17 protein-coding genes and 1 pseudogene are annotated in these 21,409 nt (G+C 61.8%); 12 read left to right on the top strand and 6 right to left on the bottom strand.

The annotated features are described in order from the left end of the window. Positions 1–21 precede the first annotated feature (21 nt). The 9 genes from hypF (at position 22) to OUZ45_RS17500 (ending at position 10,052) form a co-directional block, all read left to right on the top strand. Positions 22–2,469, top strand: a complete 2,448-nt coding sequence (hypF, locus tag OUZ45_RS17460) for a carbamoyltransferase HypF (RefSeq protein WP_266171440.1) — start codon at positions 22–24, stop codon at positions 2,467–2,469. 33 nt (positions 2,470–2,502) lie between these two features. Further along, positions 2,503–2,781 (top strand): HypC/HybG/HupF family hydrogenase formation chaperone, encoded by a 279-nt coding sequence (locus tag OUZ45_RS17465; RefSeq protein WP_266171441.1) that lies wholly within the window; start codon positions 2,503–2,505, stop codon positions 2,779–2,781. A gap of 74 nt (positions 2,782–2,855) precedes the next feature. Continuing rightward, the gene (locus OUZ45_RS17470) at positions 2,856–3,521 is read left to right on the top strand and encodes a D-sedoheptulose-7-phosphate isomerase (RefSeq protein ID WP_266171443.1); all 666 of its coding nucleotides are present in this window, start codon (positions 2,856–2,858) and stop codon (positions 3,519–3,521) included. Beyond that, the gene (gene hypD, locus OUZ45_RS17475) at positions 3,518–4,702 is read left to right on the top strand and encodes a hydrogenase formation protein HypD (RefSeq protein ID WP_266171444.1); all 1,185 of its coding nucleotides are present in this window, start codon (positions 3,518–3,520) and stop codon (positions 4,700–4,702) included. The genes OUZ45_RS17470 and hypD overlap by 4 nt, the downstream gene beginning before the upstream one ends. Continuing rightward, positions 4,699–5,805 carry a hydrogenase expression/formation protein HypE gene (hypE, locus tag OUZ45_RS17480; RefSeq protein ID WP_266171445.1) on the top strand — a complete coding sequence of 369 codons (1,107 nt, stop codon included), beginning with the start codon at positions 4,699–4,701 and terminating at the stop codon, positions 5,803–5,805. Before hypD ends, hypE begins: the two co-directional genes overlap by 4 nt. Before the next feature lie 47 nt (positions 5,806–5,852). Continuing rightward, a complete protein-coding gene (locus OUZ45_RS17485) occupies positions 5,853–6,464 on the top strand; it encodes a hypothetical protein (protein ID WP_266171446.1) in 612 nt (203 codons plus the stop codon). Further along, complete coding sequence (locus OUZ45_RS17490) at positions 6,461–7,357, top strand: hypothetical protein (protein ID WP_266171447.1); 897 nt, start codon at positions 6,461–6,463, stop codon at positions 7,355–7,357. Before OUZ45_RS17485 ends, OUZ45_RS17490 begins: the two co-directional genes overlap by 4 nt. A gap of 14 nt (positions 7,358–7,371) precedes the next feature. Next, the gene (locus OUZ45_RS17495) at positions 7,372–8,217 is read left to right on the top strand and encodes a M15 family metallopeptidase (RefSeq protein ID WP_266171448.1); all 846 of its coding nucleotides are present in this window, start codon (positions 7,372–7,374) and stop codon (positions 8,215–8,217) included. Between the two features lie 2 nt (positions 8,218–8,219). Next, entirely contained in the window at positions 8,220–10,052 is a 1,833-nt protein-coding gene (locus tag OUZ45_RS17500; RefSeq protein WP_266171449.1) for a nickel-dependent hydrogenase large subunit, read from the top strand. A 401-nt stretch (positions 10,053–10,453) separates the two neighbouring features. On the opposite strand, the gene OUZ45_RS17505 is transcribed toward OUZ45_RS17500, so the two are convergent. Together OUZ45_RS17505 and OUZ45_RS20915 are read right to left on the bottom strand one after the other, a co-directional pair. After that, on the bottom strand, positions 10,454–12,250 hold the full coding sequence (locus OUZ45_RS17505; protein WP_266171450.1) for a DUF1565 domain-containing protein: 1,797 nt from the start codon (positions 12,248–12,250) through the stop codon (positions 10,454–10,456). A gap of 295 nt (positions 12,251–12,545) precedes the next feature. After that, positions 12,546–12,668 (bottom strand): annotated as a pseudogene (locus OUZ45_RS20915) (IS30 family transposase); the annotation flags it as partial. Between the two features lie 291 nt (positions 12,669–12,959). On the opposite strand from OUZ45_RS20915, the gene OUZ45_RS17510 reads away from it, so the two are divergent. After that, positions 12,960–13,385, top strand: a complete 426-nt coding sequence (locus tag OUZ45_RS17510) for an LIC_13387 family protein (RefSeq protein WP_266171451.1) — start codon at positions 12,960–12,962, stop codon at positions 13,383–13,385. Positions 13,386–13,919: 534 nt separating this feature from the next. On the opposite strand, the gene OUZ45_RS17515 is transcribed toward OUZ45_RS17510, so the two are convergent. Both OUZ45_RS17515 and OUZ45_RS17520 read right to left on the bottom strand, forming a co-directional pair. After that, entirely contained in the window at positions 13,920–14,996 is a 1,077-nt protein-coding gene (locus OUZ45_RS17515) for a glycosyltransferase family 4 protein (protein WP_266171452.1), read from the bottom strand. Further along, positions 14,993–15,739: a polysaccharide deacetylase family protein gene (locus OUZ45_RS17520; protein ID WP_266171453.1), complete on the bottom strand. Its 747-nt coding sequence runs from the start codon at positions 15,737–15,739 to the stop codon at positions 14,993–14,995. The genes OUZ45_RS17515 and OUZ45_RS17520 overlap by 4 nt, the downstream gene beginning before the upstream one ends. Positions 15,740–16,067: 328 nt before the next feature. Between OUZ45_RS17520 and OUZ45_RS17525 the strand changes: the two genes are divergently transcribed. Then, positions 16,068–17,036: a DUF535 family protein gene (locus OUZ45_RS17525; RefSeq protein WP_266171454.1), complete on the top strand. Its 969-nt coding sequence runs from the start codon at positions 16,068–16,070 to the stop codon at positions 17,034–17,036. A gap of 91 nt (positions 17,037–17,127) precedes the next feature. On the opposite strand, the gene OUZ45_RS17530 is transcribed toward OUZ45_RS17525, so the two are convergent. Next, entirely contained in the window at positions 17,128–18,267 is a 1,140-nt protein-coding gene (locus tag OUZ45_RS17530) for a CapA family protein (RefSeq protein WP_266171455.1), read from the bottom strand. 937 nt (positions 18,268–19,204) lie between these two features. Between OUZ45_RS17530 and OUZ45_RS17535 the strand changes: the two genes are divergently transcribed. After that, positions 19,205–19,867, top strand: coding sequence for a DUF2971 domain-containing protein (locus OUZ45_RS17535; protein WP_266171456.1), 663 nt, complete (start codon positions 19,205–19,207; stop codon positions 19,865–19,867). 689 nt (positions 19,868–20,556) lie between these two features. Here the strand turns inward: OUZ45_RS17535 and OUZ45_RS17540 are convergent. Next, positions 20,557–21,219: a phytanoyl-CoA dioxygenase family protein gene (locus OUZ45_RS17540; RefSeq protein WP_266171457.1), complete on the bottom strand. Its 663-nt coding sequence runs from the start codon at positions 21,217–21,219 to the stop codon at positions 20,557–20,559. Positions 21,220–21,409: the final 190 nt, after the last annotated feature.

A 21,409-nucleotide genomic window follows, 5' to 3' on the forward strand; every position in this document is an offset into this window, starting at 1 on the left:
CAAACACGTCGGGATCGGCTCATGTCGACAGTGTGGCAACACATCGAAGTGCGCGTTACGGGTACGGTGCAGGGCGTGGGGTTTCGCCCAACGGTGTATCGGCTGGCCCTCGCCTGCCGTCTTGATGGGGAAGTCCTTAACGACAGCGAGGGCGTACTGATCCGGCTGGCCGGCGCGCCGCACGATGTGCGCGACTTCCTGCACCGGCTGCCTGGCGAAGCCCCGCCGCTGGCCAAGATTGATTCGATTACCGCGACCGAGCGTGCGGACTTCCGCGAATACCGCGGCTTTCGCATCACCCATTCGCGCCATGCTGCCGGCCGGACCGAAGTGGCCGCTGATGCCGCGGTCTGCCAAGCCTGCCTCGATGAGATCAGTGATCCGCAGCAGCGGCGCTATCTCTATCCCTTTACCAATTGCACCCATTGCGGACCACGACTGTCCATCGTGCGCGGCATTCCCTACGACCGCGCGGCGACAACGATGGCAGCTTTCGCGATGTGCCCCGCGTGCGCTCACGAATACGCTGACCCCCTGGACCGCCGCTTCCATGCGCAACCGATCGCTTGCCACGCTTGCGGTCCGACCCTGACGCTGCACGAGCCTGGGGTGGACGAGCCTGGGGTGAACGAGCGTGGGGTGGACGAGCCTGGTGTGGACGGGCATGGAGTGGCGCGCCAGCTTGAGCATCTGTGCCATGGTCTTGCCGCAGGCAAGATCGTGGCTTTGAAGGGCCTGGGCGGGTTCCATCTGTGCTGCGATGCCACCAGTCATTCGGCCGTCACTACGCTACGCCGGCGCAAGGCGCGCGAAGCCAAGCCCTTCGCACTGATGGCTGCGGACTTGGCCGAAGTGCGCCGCTATTGCGACATCTCCCCGCTTGAAGAGCAGCTGTTGGGAAGCCCCGCCGCGCCCATTGTTCTACTCGAGATGCGCAACGAGCCGGCAGCCGGCAGTCCGACGCTGCCGGACGCCATTGCGCCGGGCAGTCGCCTGCTTGGGTTCATGCTGCCCTATACGCCGTTGCACTACCTGCTGTGCCGCCAGTTTGGCCGGCCGCTGGTCATGACCAGCGGCAATGCCTCCGGCGAACCGCAACTGATCGACAACGCCGAAGCCTTGGAAAAATTGGGCGGCATCGCCGACCTGATCGCGACCCACAATCGCGACATCGCCAACCGCATGGACGATTCGGTGGTGCGTGTCGTCGCTGGCGAGCCTCGGCTTCTCCGGCGCGCGCGAGGCTATGCACCGCGCTCGATCACGCTGCCCGTGGGTTTCGAGCATGCCGACGGCATCCTCGCTTACGGCGCCGAGCTCAAGTCCACGTTCTGCCTGGTGAAACAGGGTGCAGCCATCCTGTCGCAACACCAAGGCGACCTGGAAGAGGTCAACACCTACGAAGACTACGTGCACAATCTCAACCTGTATCGCCTGCTGTTCGATTTCACGCCGCGCCATCACGCCTACGACCTGCACCCCGAATACCTGAGCAGCAAGCTGGCCTGTCACGAGTCCCCTGTTCCCACCATTGCCGTACAGCATCATCACGCGCACATTGCCGGCGCCATGGCGGAAAACGGTTTGGCCAGAACGCATCGCCCGGTGCTGGGCATTGCTTTCGACGGGCTGGGCATGGGCGACGACGGCAGCCTGTGGGGCGGCGAATTCCTGTTGGCTGACTACGCGGGCTACCGCCGGCTGGCTTGCCTGAAGCCGGTAGCGATGCTTGGCGGCGGACAGGCGGTCCGGCAACCGTGGCGCAATACCCTGGCCCAGCTTCTGGCCTGCATGGAGTGGGAGGATTTCGCTGCACGCTACGGCGACACGGGCATTGGCCGGATGCTGCTGGCCAAACCCATCCCGACATTGCGAGCGATGTTGCGCGAGCGCGTGAACTGCCCATTGGCGAGTTCCGCCGGCCGCCTGTTCGATGCCGTGGCCGGCGCGCTCGGCCTGCACACCGAGCAGGCGCAGTTCGAAGGGCAAGCTGCCATCGCGCTGGAAATGCTGGCCGATCGCGCCACGCTGCAGAACTGCCTTGCGGTCGGGATGGGCCCCCACCGCGAGGACTACCGACTGGACATCGTTCCCGATGCCGTGCCGCTCGTGCTCGATCCAGGCAGCATCTGGCCACGGCTTTGCGACGATCTGCTGCACGATGTGCCGCCCGCCGTTATCGCCGCACGCTTCCATGCAGGATTGATCCTTAGCATCGCCGACATGGCCGAGCAGTTGCGGCGCGAGCATGACTTCGGCGACGTAGTGCTCTCCGGCGGCTGCATGCAGAACGCACTGCTGCTCGAGGGTTTGATCGACACGCTCACAGCTCGCGGCCTGCGCTGCCTGACCCATACCCTCGTGCCGGCCAACGATGGCGGCATCGCCCTCGGACAAGCCGTGGTCGCCGCTGCGCGCATTGCCGGGCAGCCATCAACCACCGCATCGAGTCGCCATCTCCATGCGTAACCCGAACATGCTTAACCAGAAAAGGAAAGGCATATGTGCCTAGGCATACCTGGAAAGATCGTCGCCATCAGCGATAGCGAGCAACTGCTCGGCATCGTCGACGTGGGCGGCATACAGCGCGCCGTGGATTTGAGCTGCGTCGCCCAAGGTTCCGAATCGCTTGAATCACTGATCGACCGCTGGGTGCTGGTCCACGTGGGCTTCGCCATGAGCGTGATTGACGAAGCCGAAGCGCAGGCCACCCTCGCGGTCCTGACGGAACTGGGCCAAGTCCAGGAAGAGCTGGCCGCCATGCAGGAAGGCGAGTCATGAGCAGCGGAGAAAACATCGAGCCACTGCAGGCGCTCTATCCGTTTCTAAACGCAAAGAAAACCGATAGCGCCACCATGGAGCAGGCCCTGCTGATTTCGGTGCAGCAAAAAATCGCCCAGCACCTGGATGTCGTCGAGCGATTCTTTTCGACCCAAGGCGAGGCGGTGGTTGGGTGCGCCCGCACGGTTGCCGACGTTTATCGAAGACAGGGCCGGCTCTTCACCATGGGCAATGGCGGTTCGAGCTCGGATGCATCGCATATTGCGGTCGAGTTTCTGCATCCGGTGACCACCGGCCGCCCCGCCCTTCCTGCCTTCGACCTGAGCTGCGACAAGACCGTCATGAGCGCGATCGCCAACGACGTCGGTTACCAGCATGTTTTCGCGCGCCAGGTAGCGAGCCTGGTACGCAAGGAGGACGCGCTGATCGGCGTTTCGACCAGCGGCAATTCGGACAACCTGCTTCGTGCGTTTTCGCAGGCCCAGAAAATCGGCGCCAGCACCATCGGCCTATGCGGTGGCGACGGCGGCGAAATGGCCAAGGCCGGACTGGACCATTGCCTGGTGGTCGATTCGGACAGCATCCACCGCGTTCAAGAGTGCCACGTCGCCATCTACCACGTGCTGTGGGACCTGGTGCATACGCTGCTGGCCGATGAGCGCGGATTCTCGGGCAGCCAATTCTCGGGCAGCAAAACCTCGGGCAGCAAATCCCAGGAACCAACAGGGGCCAAGCCATGAAATATGTGGATGAATACCGCGATCCGGCGCAGGCAGCAAAGCTGATCAAGGAAATCACACGGCTCGCGGATAAGCTTGCCGAACAACGCGGCCGCGCGGTTTACGTGATGGAAGTGTGCGGCGGCCACACCCATTCGATCTTCCGCTACGGCATCGAGAACATGCTGCCGCCGAGCGTGGAGCTGATCCACGGGCCGGGTTGCCCGGTATGCGTGCTTCCCATAGGGCGGGTCGACGATTGCGTGGCGATCGCCGAACACGAGAACGCCATCATGACAACCTTCGGCGACGCCATGCGCGTCCCGGGTTCGAAGCGCAGCCTGCTGCAAGCGAAGTCGCTTGGCGCTGATGTGCGCATGGTCTATTCACCGCTCGACACACTCAAGATCGCGCGCAGCAATCCCGACAAGGAAGTGGTGTTCTTCGGACTCGGTTTCGAAACCACCATGCCCAGCACTGCATTGACCGTGCTCAAGGCCGAGGCCGCAGGAATCGGCAATTTCTCGCTCTTTTGCAACCACATCACCATCATTCCGACCATCAAGGCCGTGCTCGACTCGGAAGGCTTCCAGGTCGACGGTTTTCTCGGTCCCGGCCATGTCAGCATGGTTATCGGCACCCGTCCTTATGACTTCATCGCCGAGCACTACCGGCGCCCCGTCGTGATAGCAGGCTTCGAGCCGCTGGACATACTGCAATCGCTGTGGATGGTATTGAAGCAACTCGATGCGCAGGACGCGCGCATCGAGAACCAGTACAGCCGCGTCGTCCCGGAGGATGGCAACCCCGCTGCGCTGCAGGCGATCAACCGCGTCTTCGAGCTGCGCCCGTTCTTCGAATGGCGCGGCCTTGGTTCGATCGACCATTCCGGCGTCCAGCTCACCGCGCGCTATGCCTCCTACGACGCGGAACGGAAATTCGCCGTGCCCGCCGTGGCCATCGCGGAGCCCAAATCCTGCCAATGCGGCGAAGTGCTCAAAGGCGTGATCAAGCCCTGGCAGTGCAAGGTCTACGGCAAGGCTTGCACGCCCCAGACACCGATGGGTGCGCTGATGGTGTCAAGCGAAGGCGCGTGCGCCGCTTATTACCAGTATGGCGGTGGTCCGCGCCAGATCGTAAACGAACAGATCGTCGACGATCAGCCGGTAGGAGAACAGCCGATAGGAGAGCAGGCCGCATGAACGCTACGCAGGAAAAGACTTCGGCCGGATTGACCGGTGGCGCCTCGGAAGATACCCGCATCCGGCGCAGCAAGCTGGCCAGCCCGCTCATCACACTGGCGCATGGCGGCGGCGGCAAAGCGATGCGCGAGTTGATCGATGACGTCTTTATCAACGCCTTCAGCAACCCGACGCTCAACACCTTGGAGGACCAGGCGCGCGTTCCACTGGCCGAATTGGCACGCCTCGGCGATCGCCTGGCCATGACCACCGACTCCTACGTCGTCGACCCGATCTTTTTCCCCGGCGGCGACATCGGCAAACTGGCCGTCTGCGGCACCGTGAATGACTTGGCTGTAGGCGGTGCCACACCGCTGTACCTGACCTGTGCCGTCATCATCGAGGAAGGCATGCAGGTCGAAACGCTGCGTCGCATTGTCACCTCCATGGCCGAGACAGCCAGGGCTGCCGGCGTCAGCATCGTCACCGGCGACACCAAGATCGTCGGGCGCGGCAGCTGCGACAAAATATTCATCAACACGGCCGGGATCGGCGTGATTCGCCAGGACTATCGGCTCGGTGCAAACCAAGCACGCCCTGGCGATCGCATCCTGGTCAACGGCTATCTGGGCGATCACGGCGCCACCATACTGAATGCGCGCGGCGACATGCACCTGACCAGTCCGATCCAGAGCGACTGCGCCGCGTTGCACGGCCTGATTTCCGTGCTGCTTGAAGCTGCTCCGGGGACACGCTTCATCCGCGACGCCACGCGCGGCGGCATTGCGTCGGTCTTGAACGAAATCGCCGAAGCCTCGGCGTGCGGCATCGAAATCGCCGAGGCCGCCACGCCGATCCACCAGGAGGTCAAGGGATTCTGCGAGATCCTCGGCCTCGACCCGCTCTACCTGGCCAACGAAGGCAAGCTGGTCGCCGTAGTACCGGAAGCCGAAGCCGCCGCGGCGCTGCAAGCCATGCGCGCGCACCCGTTGGGCCGGGACGCGGCCGACATCGGTGCGGTGCTCGCCGACGGCCGTGCCGGCCGCGTTCACATGCAGACCGTCTTCGGCGGCAGGCGCATCGTCGACATGCTGATCGGCGAACAACTGCCTCGCATTTGTTGAGCACGCATTTGTTGAACGCGCCCTCTCAATCTCCGCAAGGGTTCCCTATGCACACATTCTCATCCAAGCAGCACCTCCCGGCCGAAGGCCTGCTGACCCGCATCGTCGACCACGACGAGGTGTTGACGCTGGACTACCAGGAAGCGACGCGCCGTCATCAACGCTCGCTCTGGTGGGGCACGGCTGTCGGCTATCGCGCCATGCAAGTCGCCGCCGTCGCGCTTTCCGGAGATAGCCTGTGGCGGCGCGACAACCTGGTCGTCGTCAGCGGCCATCCCGGACCCGGCGTGCTCGACTCATTGAACTATGTCACGCTTTGCGCCGACCGCGGCACGCTGACCGTGCTGCAGAACGACCATTGCGTCAATCGCTGCAATAGCGAGATGAAATTCGAGTGGTGGGTCAGCGACGGCGACAGGACCGCTCATATCATGCTCGACGAGGATTTCGTTCCGCGCGAATTCTATGAGTTGATCGATCGCCGCGTGTACAGCGAAACCCGCGACGACGACGACAAGCTGTTCGAGCTGTACAAAGTGAACCTGTCCTCGCGGATCTGGGTTGCGCCGTTGGAGCAAAGCTTCTCGTTCGAGCTGCTGCCGCCGATGGCGCGAGGCGAATTGCCTGCTGGCCATGCCTGGGTCAAGGAATCCGCATGACCGGAATGCCATCCCCGGCTGCAGCGGAACTACCGGAGGACAGCATTCCAGCGAGGACCCTGGCGCTGGCGAGCGTGGCCGAGCCGCCGCGTGATTACGACAGCGACCTGTTCCGGCGTTATCCCGGCATGAAGCTCGGACGCATGTCCGACGTCGACTTTTTCGCCGAGCTATTGAGCAACCTGACTGCGGAAGTGCTCGCGGAAGGCGAGACGGCCGATGCCTGGGTGCTGACCGCACCGGCTTATTACCAGCTTCCCTCGGCGGCCAACCTGCTGGCGGAGCGCATGCATGCCATGCTGCGCCATCGAGGCATCGCATTGCCGCTCGTGGAATTGCGACTGTCGCCCGAACAGCTCGCCGTGCACAGCCTTGAGGAGTTTCGGCTCTCCTGCGATTACAGCCGCCAACCGCTGGCGCAGCGTGTTACCGAGCGCCAGCGCCTGCAGGACACTGCACCGCCCGACCCAGGCTGGCAGCGTTTCGCCAAGCGCAACGTCATCGTCGTCAACGATATCCACGTTACCGGCACGCAGCAGCGCTTCATGCAAAGCTCACTGGCGGCGGCCGGCGCAAACGAGTGTCATTGGCTATATATCTTTCACGTCGAGGGTGAATTGGCGCGCACCTGTCCGGAGATCGAGCACCGCATCAATACCAGTAACTTGGCCGATCTCGATAGCTATGCAGCCCTGCTGTCCGACCCCGCGACACGCCACACGGCGCGTTGCCTGTCGCGCCTTTTCAGTGAGGAGCCCGACGCATTCCGCTATCTGGTCGCCACGCTACAGCCGGAAGCGCACGCACGGATCTACCGCCTGGCGAAGGACGAGGGGCGGTATGACACTCCCTTGTTCGGCGAAAAAATGCGGCTATTGGGCGCTGGTGACTAGAGGAAAATCCGATCATGTACGGCATCGATTACCGTATCCCCCAAGTCGACCTGGCGGAAATCCGCAAGCCGCATTACCAGATTCCGCTTGACCACACTTCCCTGCTGTTTGCCGAGGAAATGGTCGACGTGCGCGACTACGGCCTCAGCTTCCTCTCCTGGCATGCCATCGACGACGGCAGCAATGCGCCTTATGGCAGGCCGATCGCGGGCAGCCGGACCGACGGCTGGCTGCGCAGGACGTTCGCCGAGAAGCTCGCGCGCGCCGACCGATTGCTTGCCGCTTACGATGCGCAATTGCTGATCCTCGACGCCTACCGCCCGATCGAATGCCAGCACGGCCTGTGGCGGTTCTTTTGGGAACTTGGGCGCCAGGCAAACCCCGCAGCGAGCGACGAAGAGTTGCGCCAATATGCATCGCGCTACCTGCGCGACCCACGCAGCTTTGATCGCAACGACGCGCGCACCTTTCCCATTCACAGCACCGGGGCATCCATCGACGTCGTGCTGCGTAGCCGCTCGCAGGGGCATTGGCTCGATATGGGTTCGCGCTTCGACGAATACACCGAGGCCAGCGTCACCGATTATTTCGAACGCCAGCTGCTGCTGGGTGCGATCAGCCAGGACGACCACCGGCTGTGGAACCGGCGCCTGCTGCACTGGGCGCTGTCGAGCGAAGACATTACCAACGACCCGCTGCTGTACTGGCACCACGACTGGGGCAACCAGATCTGGATCAAGGTCAAGCGGGCGGTCTACGGCGACGCCATGGAGACGGCATGGTACGGCTACATCGATGCCCCTCCCCTCCCCCGGCCCTGCTCTTGGTCTGCATGCTCTCGGACTGACGGAGTAAGTTGATCATGAGCCTTCAGACGCGCGCGGAAGCGGATGCGGAGCGCCGGGACGCCGCCGGTGAATTGAGCGCCGCGATGATGCGCGAGATGCGTGCACGCAATCGCGCGAACCTGGCCGCGTCGGCGGCGCAGACCGACCCGCTGGCTCGACTCGAAGGTAGCCTGGCTGTGCATTGCCGAGTCGATCTTGAGAGCCGCACGGTGGTGGAAAGTGCGTCGATGGCCAGCTTGTTCAAGGGGTACGAGGCACTGCTGCCAGGACGCGACTTGAGCAAGGTCGGCCTGATCAGCGCGACCGCCTCCGGCATTTGCGGCGGCGTGCACGCCACCGCCTCTGCGCTGTGTCTGGAAATGGCGCTTGGCCTGGCGCCACCGCCCTTGGGCATCGTCTTGCGCAACCTGCTTTTGAGCTGTCAGTACCTCAACGACAGCTGCCTGCATCTGTTCGTGTTGGCCGGACCGGACTATTCGCGACTGGCGTTCGAAAGGACCAATCCGGAAATCTGGAACCGTGCGATAAAGGCACCGTGCCGTCGCTCGCAGCAGCACGGCTACACCCGCGTCGGCGATCTCATGGCCGCGCTCGATAAAGGCACCGGCGCCTTGTACAAGGAAGCGTTGCAGATGGCTGCACGCGCACGCCAGGCCTACACGCTACTGGGTGGCAAATACCCACATTCGGAGTCCATCGTTCCTGGCGGGGTAGCCCTGCCCGCCGACGCGGCCAAGCTGGCCGAATTCAGCGCTGTATTGCGGCCGTTTGCTGCCTATAGCCAAAAGGCCGCCGCCGTCTGGGACGACGTGTTCGACTTCCTGCTGGAAGCCGAGCCGCGCTATGCCGAACTCGGGCGAGCGCCCGCCTCGATGCTCGACTTTGGCCAATGGGATCATCCGGATCACTACGACGGCAGCTATGCACGCTGCGACAGCTGGGGCGCGCAGCGCTGGTCCACGCCAGGTGCGTTGATCGACGGTCAGCTGGCCTGCACGGCGTTGAGCCTGCTCAATGCCGGCATGGAAGAGCATCTCGACCACTCCTATCAGCAGCGCGCCGCGCTACCGCACGCCATGCTCAGCACCGACCCCAAAGGCAACCCCATCTCGCACCTGCACCCATGGAACAAAAGGACCGAACCAGCCAGGGCGCACAATCCGCGTGCCTATAGCTGGGGTTCGAGCCTCACCTGGCGCGGCCACAATTTCGAGGTCGGGGCCTATGCACGGCTTTACCTGAGCGCAGCGGCGCGAGCATTGCCGCCCGGCAAGCACGTGGCGGCCGACGGTGCCGGACTTGATTTCAGCTTGCCGGATGAACATGGCGGTGAAATCACCTTGCGCTGGAACATCCCTTCGCTATGGAACGCATTCGAACGCAACCGCGCCCGTGCGTATTCCCTCGCGTTCAATGTCGGAGTCACGCGTGAGAATATCGCGCTGGCCGAGGCAGCCATGGCCTCCGGCGAAACCAGAACGCGCGTATCGCTCGACAACGTGCCGACGGGACAGCGACTCGGCGTCGGCTTGTGGGGGGCCAGTCGTGGCTTCCTGGCGCACTGGGCCGTGCTGGATGAACAGGTGATCGACAACTACCAGATTGCCATCCCTTCACGCATCAATGTCGGAACACGCATGCCCGATCGTACGCCGGGGCCGCTCGAGCAAGCCTTGGCCAACACGCGCATCGTTGAAAGCCGCTACAACGGTCCGGATGATTTCGTCGGCATCGATATCCAGCGCGTCGTTCAAAGCTTCGATCCATGCATGGATTGCACGGTTCATATCCTGATCGGCGATGATGCCACTGTGCTGGAACGAACCGTCGATACGCGCGTTCGTTAAGGATGCTCTGATCCATGCTGCGCAGGCGGCATGATGTCCGGACAGCCCGCAAGGCGCGTTGCGTGGCGGGAAATGTGGTCGGGCTCACTTATCCCGCACGGAAAGCGAACCTGACCCCGATTTCGCCTTGATGTTGGGATATCGCGACCTGGCCGCTTATGCAGCGGGCATTCCGGACGCCTGCCGGCGCCCGGGTCACTTTCTCTTTGCTGACCCAAAGAGAAAGTAACCAAAGAGAAATGGTCTGAAAGCGTGGTGCGCTTCGTCGCCACACATCTTCCAGTGTCAGACCTCGGAAGCATGGTGTTAGCGAGAGACTCGTGTCGGGAAACAGGGCCGGGTTCACTTATCACGCACAGAAAGCGAACCTGACCCCGACACGCCTACCCCCGATTTCACCATCAGTGCTGATACGCCCCCTGATCAATCAATCCGCTCGTCGTTGTACGAGCCGCTCCCGCGTAGTCGTATGCCCCTTCCACCACCAACCCAAGATTCAGCCCCTGGAGGATGCCTGGCGACCCTGCGGCGAGCCTCAGATTCAGCGCGGCCGCGTTGACAAAGAGAGGATCGGCGAGCACCCCATGGGTCTCGCTGCCGCTCGCCTGCTGGAACGTGCTGAGGGTGATGTAGGTGGAGCCGTTCCAGATCCACGACGCGCCGGAAGAGCCAGCACTGGAGAAGTACAGATTGTTCTGCAGGGTGGCCGGTGGCGTGCTGTAGGTATAGGGGCTGCTTACAAGCAGGCCCTGATCGTTGGCGTAGAGGATGTTGTTTGCGACGAGATTGCTGCTGGCGTTGTACTGGATCTGGAGTTCGCCGCTACCGGAGGAGTTGGTGTCATTTTCGTACAGGGTGTTGTTGACGATGTTGCAGTGGGTGGTGCCGCCGACGCTGGCTGCGTAGCCGCCGATGGACATACCGACGACGTTACTGTTGAAGACGATGTTGTTGCGGGCGGTGATGTAGCTGGTGGTGCGGCCGTAGTGTTCGCTGGCGAGTTCAATACCAAGGTCCGCGGCCTGCACGGTGTTCTGTTCGATGGTGATCTGAGTGCCGCCGTCCACGTAGATGCCGTCGGCGCTGGGCTGGTAGTTGTAGGCGGGATTGGTGCTGGAGGTGATGTTGTAGACGTTGTTGTTGGCGATCCAGCCGTTGCGGGCCTGGTCCAGGCTGGTCGAGGGCGCAGTGCCTTCGAAGCCGATGGCGACGATACCGATGTTGTTGTTGTCGTGGACTTCGTTGTTGGTGACTTGCCAGTTCTGCACGTTGCCGTTGACGGAGAGGGATTCGCTGTAGCCGAGGGTGAGGCTGTCGAGCGTGTTGCCGTCAATGATGAGCTGGCTGATCGGCGTGATGGCCGTGCCGTAAACAGCCAGGCCGAAGGCATCGCCATCGGAGGTCGTGATGGTGGTAGCGATATGGTGAATGTGGTTGTTGCGGATCTCGATGTGATCACCCGTGCCTTGGACATAGATGCCCGCGGGCGTCTGGCTGATCGAGTTGGATGTGTAGTTGCGTAGCTCCAGGCCGATCACGCGTACATAGCTGACGTTGCTCAGGTTGAGAAGTCCCTGCGTGCCAGATGCGATGCCCAGCCCGGTGCCGTCGATGATGGCAGTCTGACCCGGCGCGGACATCAGCGTGATGAAGCCGGCCGTGGCAGAACCGGATTGGGTCATGGTCACGAGCTTGTTGTAAGTGCCCCCTGCCACCTGCACGGTCGCACCGGCAGGCACGTGATCCACCGCCCATTGGATGCTGGCCCACGGGTTCGCGGCGCTGCCGTCGTTACCGTCGTTGCCATTGGTCGCCACGTAATAGGTCGGCCCGATGTAGGTGGCTGCTGCCACGGCGGCGGAGGCTGCGCCCGTTGAGGTCGGCGATGCCACCGAGGCAGCGCTGATGGTGGCTGTGAAGTTGGAGGAGGCACCGGCCGGCGCCGTATAGACACCCGTCGGGGAGATGGTGCCAAGGCTCGGCGCGCCGCCCGGCACGCCATTCACCAGCCACGTGACGTTTGAGTTACTGCTGCCGGATACGTTAGCGACGAACTGTTGCGTGCCATTGGCTGGCAGCGACACCTGCGCGGGTGACACCGAGATGCCAACGTCCGCGGCCGCGGGCCGCGCGCCAAGCAGAGCGGACGAGATCACGGCGGCGATAGCCGCCATGCGGAACATGGGGAGCGTTTTCATACTTTCCTCTTCCTTATGAAAGCGAGTGATCTGCGGGGAAACGACCATGGGGACTCGCTTGCGTGGCAAGCTGGCCGTCGTTAATGGTTCCACTTCAACTGCATGGCAAATCTACGGGCAATGGATGCGATCAGATCTTGAGCAAGCGCACATATGCGCTAAGAGCCTCCTTGCATGTCGGCGTTAGGAAAGCTTTGCTTCGGAAAGCGAGGCTCTTTCTGATTGGCGTCGAATCTCAGCAGGCGCGATGCTCCCCTCTCCCCTGCTTGCAGCTGTCTCTTGTGTACAGGCGGTGTCAATCTAGAAGTGCATCATCGATCTTCTGAGCGAGGTCGTGACGTCCCATCGCCCGCATGAACATCTCCGCCGGACAGTGGCAATCGAGCGTGGCACGCGGACACAGATTGAGTCGGCGGGCGGACGGAAGCCCGCCGCGGGCGAACCAGTGCATACAGACACGGCAACCAAGCGATAACGCCGCTGGGTGATTGAACAAGCAGCGAAGGGTGTGGCTGCATCATCCAAGCAAGTGTCGAAGGCGGAAAGGAAAGGCCCTTTGCGGCGCCTTCCCTTTGAGCGGACAGACGCGCTGCGGTACCGTTGGGGGGCGTTGAAGTGGCGACGGAGACAGCGACCGCAACGACTAGGGAGTGGAGCCACGACCAATGACAACAGACCGCCGTCAGGCGTCTCAAACTTGGAGAGCTACATGAAACCATCTCTTCTATTGCGAATCGCGTCGATCCTCTCGTTGCTTTTCGCCGCAGGACACACCAGTGGTGGACTGAGCCTCTGGTCTCCCGCGGGAGAAACCGAGGTGCTCCGCGCCATGGGATCATTTCGCTTCGATGCCATGGGTGTCAGCCGAACCTACCTGGATTTTTATCTTGGCTTTGGTTACACCATCAGCGTCTACCTATTCATTCAGGCGGTCGTTCTCTGGCAGTTGGCCACCCTCGCGAAGTCCGATGCGCTTCGCATTCGCCCACTGATCGGCTCGTTCCTACTGGCTTCCATCGCATCGGCCGCCCTCTCATGGAGGTTCGTGTTTGTGGTGCCTGTGGTTTGTTCCTCCGCGGTTGCTGTTTGTCTTGGGCTTGCGTTCTATGCTGCGGGGAAACACAAAGGCGCCTAGTGCCTTAGTGCCTCCAGTTCTGTATTGAACTGCTCGCCCTCTGCGCGGGGAGGTAAGCCATTGGTTTCTTGCTTTGATGTTGGGTTATCTCGACCTGGCCGCTTACGCAGCGGGCGTTCCGCCTCGCTGCCGCGAGTCGGGTCACTTTCTCTTTGCTGGCCCAAAGAGAAAGTAACCCAAGAGAAATGGCCCAAGAGCAGGCGGCGGGCTCTGTAGCCGTGTCTTATCCAGTGTCAAGCGTCGGGAGGGTTCTCTGCTGTATCGCCTCGCATAGCTTTTGATTCTCTCCGTCTTGCGCTGGAGATGACGAGAGCACGAGCCTCGCGGTAACGCCACGCTTCCAACGTCTGGCACTGGAAAAAGCGAGGCCACGAAGCGCGCCGCATGCTCTTCAGACCATTTCTCTTTGGTTACTTTCTCTTTGGGTCAGCAAAGAGAAAGTGACCCGGGCGCCGGCAGGCGTCCGGAATGCCCGCTGCATAAGCGGCCAGGTCGCGATAACCCATCGATTGTCGCGAGCACAGAACGCATCCCTCAGCGATTCGCCAGAATCCTGACGAACTCGGCAGCGATGACACTCGTGCTGAAATGCTCCCGCACATAATCGCGCGCCGCTGCACCCATCGCCTGCCGGCGAGACGCATCGCACATCGCCAGAATGGCATCGCGCCATGCATCCACGTCGCCCGGCGGCAGGAGTAAACCGGTGACCCCCGGCATCAAGGTCTCGGGTATGCCGCCGACGTCGCTGCCAAGCACGGGGATACCCGCTGCCTGCGCTTCGATGGAAACGCGGCCAAAGGTCTCGGACGCGATGGACGGAAAGGCCAACATCGACATCGCGCTGTAGTAAGGGTGGACGTCGTGAATCCAACCGAGAAAGTGGTGCCGGCTCCCCATCGGATGGGAGGCCGCGCGGGCACGCAGCTCCTCAGCCTCCGGGCCGTCGCCTAGCCACAGGCAATGCAGCCGCGGCTCCTGCGCCATAGCCGCGGTGGCGGCCTCAAACAAGGTAAAAATACCTTTGCCGCCGTGCATGCGGCCGGAATAACCCAGCACGATGGCATCGTCGCTGATGCCGAGCGTACGCAGGATCGCGCTGCGCTGCTGGGCGTCGGGCCGGTACCGCGCCAGACTGACCGGGTTATAGAGCACCTGAACCAAGGCGGCCGGTACGCCGCGCTCCAGGTAGAAGTTGCGGGCGTTCTTGGAGACGGCGAAGAAACGCTGCGCCAGACGCGGCAGCAGATAAGCCGATAGCGGCCTCATCGGCGGCGTGCGGTGGCGGAACAATGCGACCGGTACGCTGAGCAACCGCCCGATGACGATCAGCGGCCAATACTCCTTGCCGAAGTTTCCGACCAGCCAATCGGGCCTGAACTGTTTGGTGACGGCGAAGACCTTGGCATAGCCCCGCAGATCCAACGCATTGCGAAACGCCGCGCCATGCAAGCGCACATCCGAATGGGCCAGCTCCTGCGCAATCAATCCAACCGGATAAGCGACCACGCTGACCTCATGCCCCGCTTCAGCCATCGCTTGCGCGAGCGCGACGAAGTGAGTGGCACCGCCTGTGTTCTCCGGATTGGTGCCGACGAAGAGAAACTTCATGCACGCCGATCCTCATACCCGGTCAACGCGCGCATGGCGAACTGCGGCAAGAAATGGTGCCTTGCCACCTGCACCCGCGGCAGCCGCCACAGGTCCGTACCCGGAACAGCGCGTCCGCGACGGGTGGTGGTGGCCGCCGCATAGCCCGCTTCTCGGGCGAGGTCAGCGACGCGATCATCCATGTCGCCATAGGGGTAGCAGAACTGAGTGACCGCCACACCCAGGCGATCTTCCAGATCGGTTTTGCTGCCGTGGATTTCGTGGCGCAACTGGCGGTCGTCGCATTGCGTCAATCGAGGATGGGTTTGCGTGTGCGAGCCAATCTCCATACCGCCGCTGTGCCAGGCGCGCAACTCTTCGGCCGTCATGAGGCGCTTGCGAATGCCTAAACGCTCCTCATCCCACGTGTTGTGACGACCTATGCTTCCGCTGACCACATACACCGTTGCGCTGAAGCCGAACCGGGACAGCGTGGGAAGCGCGGCCTCGAGGTTGTCGGCATAGCCGTCATCCAGGGTAATCACGACCACGCGGCCGCGGCGCTCGCCCCGCAGGTAAGGCATCGCGGCCGACATCGACAACCCGGTGTATCCGAGCCGGTGCAGCAGCCACATCTGGCGCGTGAACGCCTGCGGGCTCACGTACAAACTGCGATAGACAGGCAGATTGCGCGGCGCCCGCGCAATGTTGTGATACATGAGGATAGGCAGGCTGTCCTTGCCCTCGGATGATGCTTGCCGCATATCCCAACTCCCTTCCTTGCCAACGTGGTAGCTCTGACCAACCCGGCCCGCCGCAGTGGTGCTGACTAGCGGTCGGCCGCATGGTATTCGGCCTGACCTCACACAAGCCAGTGGATCGTGCGCGATCGGTACTCGATAGCATCACGATTTCAACAGGTCAGGCTTGCGCTGCGCTGTCGGGCAGGGTCGCCCGCGCCAAAACCCGATCAGTACGTCTCGATGGTGGCGCTGATCGTTACCGGCCTCAATCAACGGTCAGCTCATTTCAAAAAACGACGCCTCATCCGTCATAGCTCCAATCCAAAGCGATCCGTGGGATGGGTGCGGCATGAAGGCTGTCTTGGTAGACGAAGATTTTGAGGGTGGTCCGCCGGCCGACAGGGTCCAGCCGGCACGGCGGCATGCCGGTTCGTTGCTACGGGATGCGTTTCGGAACCGCTGGGATCTCCGCCGCGCCCCTGCCCCGCAGATCATCCGCAGTTTCGTGACTTACGGCTGCCGCACGATGCTTCGGCTTGCTCGGCAGATCCAGTGGCTGCGCATTCTGGATGACTCAGAGGTCATGCAGCGAGCGGTCAAGGCGGACCCGGGGCTGTATGAGCGGTGGCACCTGCCTTATATCTCCCAGGGCTTTTCGGCCGGAGCGAGATATCGCTTGATCGCCGCGCACTACGCCTTCCTGCTGCAGCGTTTTCCGGTGCGGTTGCGCGACAAGATATTGAAGGGCCACGACGTGCGCATTGGCACGCTACGCCTTAGGCATGGCGAGATGGTGCACCTGCATGTGCGCAAGCCGGTGACGCGAGCGGTGGGCGAATTAGGCCTCTTTCTGCTGACGAATGACAAGAAAGTGCTGTCTTCTTGTGTGGTCACCTTTGGCGGCGACGAAGGCCTGCTGATTGGCTCCCTTCAAGGCTCCTGGCCATTTATGGGCAAGCAGCCCATTCGTGAGTTCACTCGAGGCAGTCACGGGTTGCGCCCGAAGAATCTGCTGCTTTCCTTGGTGCGGGCGCTCGCGAGGTTCTATGGCGTGGAGCGAGTGCGTGGCGTTTCCCGCGCGGGGCATGTCCTCGCCCTCTCCGGTTTGATCAAGGCCGATGTCGACGGCTTCTGGAGAGAGAGCGGCGGTGTGCCGGGGGAAAACGGATGCTATGAACTTCCGCGCTATGAATCGTTGCGACGAATGGGAACGCTGCCTAGCAAGCGGCGCGCGGCGCGACGGCGGCGTGAGCAGTTTCGCGATGAGGCGTGTGCACTGTTTCTTAAGGCGTTCGATTGGCGAAGCACCGTTACCTAAAGCGACGCCAATGGGGCCGGCGAATTCAACGCTGAAGTGCACGACCCGGCATACGTGAAGGTGGCTGAAGTCTGCCAAGGAATGCTCTGAGCTATTCAGTGCAAGCCATGCGCAACTCGCCGTCCGCTATGTGCGTCACGCGCGTACCGAGCGAGCGCCCTTCCCGCTCCAGCACCTGCGCAAGCCGCTTCACGTCGGCCTCGCTGGCTCGGACGAGCTTGAAACGCCAACGTCGCAGCGGCACGAGCGTCAGGTCGGCGAGCCGGCCGTGTTGCTCTGCATCGCCTGCGTCGCCGTCCGCGCAATGCACGGTTACGAAGAACATCAGCGCGAGGTCCGGCGCATAGTGTTCTTGTCCGCCGATGCCTTCGTAGTCGTTCACGAAATCGCCGCAGCCGTGCAGGATCAGCCGGCCGCGATGGCACTCGATGCCCTTCACGTGGTGCGATGAGTGCCCGAAGATCAGGTCGACGCCGGCCTCGTCGATCAGCCGGTGTGCAAAACGCTGCTGACCCGGCTCCAGCGCATAGCCCCAGTTCTCGCCCCAGTGCACGGAGAGCACAACGAGATCCCCAGGTTGGCGGTTGGTGCGCACCCGCGCCGCGATGGTTGCGACGCTGGCCGAGGAGAAATCCGATAGCAGGCAGACACCGGGATGCCCGTTGCGCGCGGCCCATGCGCGTGGCGTGCCGGCGTTCTCCATCGTCGCGCCCAGAAGCAGTACCCGGCCCTTGCCAGGCATGTCGAAGATCGTCGGCCGCACCGCCTCGACGCCGTCCTCGCCCGCGCCCGCCGTGGCGATACCGGCCGAGTGCAACACCGCCAGGCTTTCGCGCAACCCTCCTTCGCCCCAATCCAGCACGTGATTGTTCGCCAACACGGCGCAGTCGAGGCCGGCCGCTTTCAGGCAACCGATGTTGGCGGGATGCATGCGGTAGTGAATGCCCTTGCCGGGCCATGCGTCAGCGGATGTCGTCACAGCGGTTTCGAGGTTGACGATGCGCAGATCCGGGCGGCGGGCGGCCAGTTCAGGCAGCGCATCTCCCCATAAGTAAGCGTTATCCACGGACCGCGGGATCGGCCCGGACACCCGCTCGGCGAGCGCGACGTAGTTCCGCGCATCGTGCGTGCCGTACTCGTGCAATATGGGGTCGCTGGGCGTGGCCAGTATCTGGTCGACGCCACGGCCGGTCATGACGTCGCCGGCCAGGAACAGGCGCAACAAGCGCATGGCGTGACTCCCGGAATGCACCGTTGTAACAGGGCGGTGCCTCGTATCACGATACTCCACGTGATCGACGCGTTGACGCACATCGCGCGCATCGTCTCAATGCATGAGAGCGCAGGCGGATACGTACCGAAAACCGGATCGGAGTCCTTGGGGCCATCGGATTCGCGTCGAATCTCAGCTGGCACGATGATCCCTCCCCTTGCTTGTCCCATAGGGACTTCCTTCGGTCGCAAGGAGGGAGCCCAGTTCGCGCGTTGCTGAGATTCAGCGCTAATCGCGTAATGGAATCGTCCGCTCAGACGTTAGTCGCCAACGCACATTGAGCTCGCCATCCCCTGACAAGGTCTTGGCTCTACTGCCTAAGAAGCCCCGTAACTGTCCGCTCCGGGTCGAAAGCGGACAGCTCCTAAGTCACAAATCCAGTCACCTGGCGGGACGACCCTCGCCATTTCCCAGGGTAATGAATGTGAAAGCCGCAACGATGACGGCACTACCAAGCGTTACTCGGGATACCGCGTAGAGAGCGACAAGGAACTTGTAGTTGACCCCCAAGATTAGGCATTTGATAAGCACCACGACCATGACAATGGTCGTAACAACTGCGTAGAAGATCGCGCCAGCCAGAAGGCACTTCAAGGTTCTTTTCATCCCTGCCCCCTTTCAAACTGCAGTCCGTGAAGCGTCCGCTTCGGGTCGAAAGCGGACATTCTCAGCATGCTGGCAACAGCCGCCCGGTGACAAGCAGGCGGCCATCCACCAGCGTTTACCTGTCGCCTGATGGACGGCCCACTGCGTGACTTTGTCCTGGGCATGAGCTCGCTCTCCTGGGGACCGCCGGGCCCGACGCCCTGCCAACGAAATTCCTGCCGACTGGTTTGGTTGCCTCGCGCTGTCGATGGTCGCTAGTCTTTGCGCAAAGCCACATGGATAAGTCCGCATGCGCCTCTATCACTTTCTGGAAGCCAAATGGGCGCTGGACGACATCCGCTATCGGCGCTTGAAAGTGTCGCATCTGGACAAGCTCAACGACCCCTTTGAGTTTTTCGCCGTCGATCTGTCAGACAAGGTTTTTCGTCGGGCCTTGATTCGAACACGCGATAAGTTGGCAGCTAATCGCGGCATCATTTGTTTCTGCAATAACTGGCGAAACCCCCTGATGTGGGCGCACTACGGCGACCGCTACAAGGGTATTTGCCTAGGCTTTGATGTGATCGCACCTGAGGGAGCCATCGCAAAAATTGACTATGTGGAAAGGCGACTCAAACGACCCAGAGACTTTCTCGCCCAGACAGAAGCCGACAAGCTCGCTTTTCTTCAGCGCCTAATCACGACGAAGTTCCATCACTGGCAATACGAGGGCGAGCACCGGCTCTACGTCAGCCTAGACACGAATGACCCGAACACAGGGCAATACTTTTTCGACTTCGGGAAACAGTTAGTGTTGCGTGAGGTCATCGTGGGCGCTGAATCGGACACGACGCGTAAGCAAGTTCGCGATGCGCTGGGTTCGCTGGCGCCCACGGTCGAGGCATTCAAGAGCCGTCCGGGCTTTAGCAACTTTGAGGTTGTGCGCAACCAAGACAGGAGCGCATGGAAGTAGTCGCCGGCCGCAGGGAGTGAGGCGCCCCCGGCGTACCGTCCAGCCCCAGCCTGCTCCTTGGTCTCAACCATGCTCTTCTGCCCCATCGGACCCAACCCGCTCAACGCTTTGGGTCGGAAACAGACGTTCCCAAATCGCCTTCTGGAGCCTGTCAATCACCTAGGCAGAGCACAAAAGATTCAGAGTCATCTTGCGCACGGTAGCTTGCGTTGGACTATCAACGGTGCCGGAAGCATCGACTCTATACCCGGGACAGTCCATGTTGCCCTCGCGATTGTCCTTGATGGCACATTCGGCCCCGATGTTGAAATCCACGCGCCCCTAGCGGCTTGACCTGACTACGGAGACATCCTTGCATGTCCCCAGCACCCGTACCAGTACCGCGTCGTTGCTCAGCGCAATCCATTATCGCTTCTCAAGTCCTCGCCAGCGACGCTAGCTGAGAAGGGCCATAGTGCAGCGAGGAGAATCACCGGAACGACTGATACCGTACAAAGCCTTCTCTTCATCCCTGCCTCCCGAAACAAGCTCTTGGTTAGATTCGCTGGCGAATGGCCAGCCATGGGCCTAGTAAATCCATCCTAGACCAAGCTCCTGTCGCGTGAGTGGCTTAGCCAAGGCTAGAAGATGTCTCCTATGGGTCGAAAGCGGACACTACCGATCATTTGGGCGTCGCTCGCGGATGCCCTTCACATTGATTCCGGTGACGCCCAACACAATCCAGTCGGCAACGAAGGGCCATAGAGAAAGTGCAGGATGCGGCGAGGTGACGGAGAGCGTGGCTTACTGGATGAATGAATCAGCAAGGGACGCATGACCAATGCACCGCCCCGTGGCACCAGGCATTTGATCCTCTGCTCTGCGTACTTGCTGACCGAAGCACTGGCGAGCCGCCCCTTCGCATGGCTCCCGGGAACAACCTCGAGCGGCCCCGTCTCGGACGCATTCCCGTCCAGCTGAAGGCGCACTGCGACCAGGTCCTCCAAAAATGCGGTAGGAGGCTGTGCGAACCAGACATTCTCCTTCCTGGACCAGCCGGCCCACCCAGGGATATCAACGCGATCGGCTACAGGGATGCTCAGGTCCTGATGCGGCGTCACCGACCAGCTCACACCATCCCCTTTGGCGAAAAGGGAGCATTGGACGGCGCGATGCCGCTCGTCCAGCAAACCCAAACCAAGGAGCTTCCGATGTAAGACGCCCGCCGTGTGAGCGACGACTTGGTTACCGAGAAGATCACGCGATCCAGGTTTACTCGAATCTCTATCTGAGATGGCCTTTATTAGCTCATCACATGCATCTGGCGATACAACTTCAGAAAGAATGGTGAAGCCATCGTCTTCAAACTTCACGTTTCCTCCTTGATTCGCTTACCACTTCAGTCGATGCAACGTGAAATGCGCAGTGTCCGCTTCGGGTTGCGGATTCAGCCGGTCGTTGCAACACCCATAGACTGCTTGAGCAGGAGGCGTGTTGCCAATGGCCCAACGACCCCGGATCCATTACACGGACACCCAGAAGGCGCTGATGTGGGATCGCTGG

This window comes from Dyella subtropica (assembly GCF_026283965.1).
In the GTDB taxonomy this organism is placed as follows: Bacteria; Pseudomonadota; Gammaproteobacteria; order Xanthomonadales; family Rhodanobacteraceae; genus Dyella_D; species Dyella_D subtropica.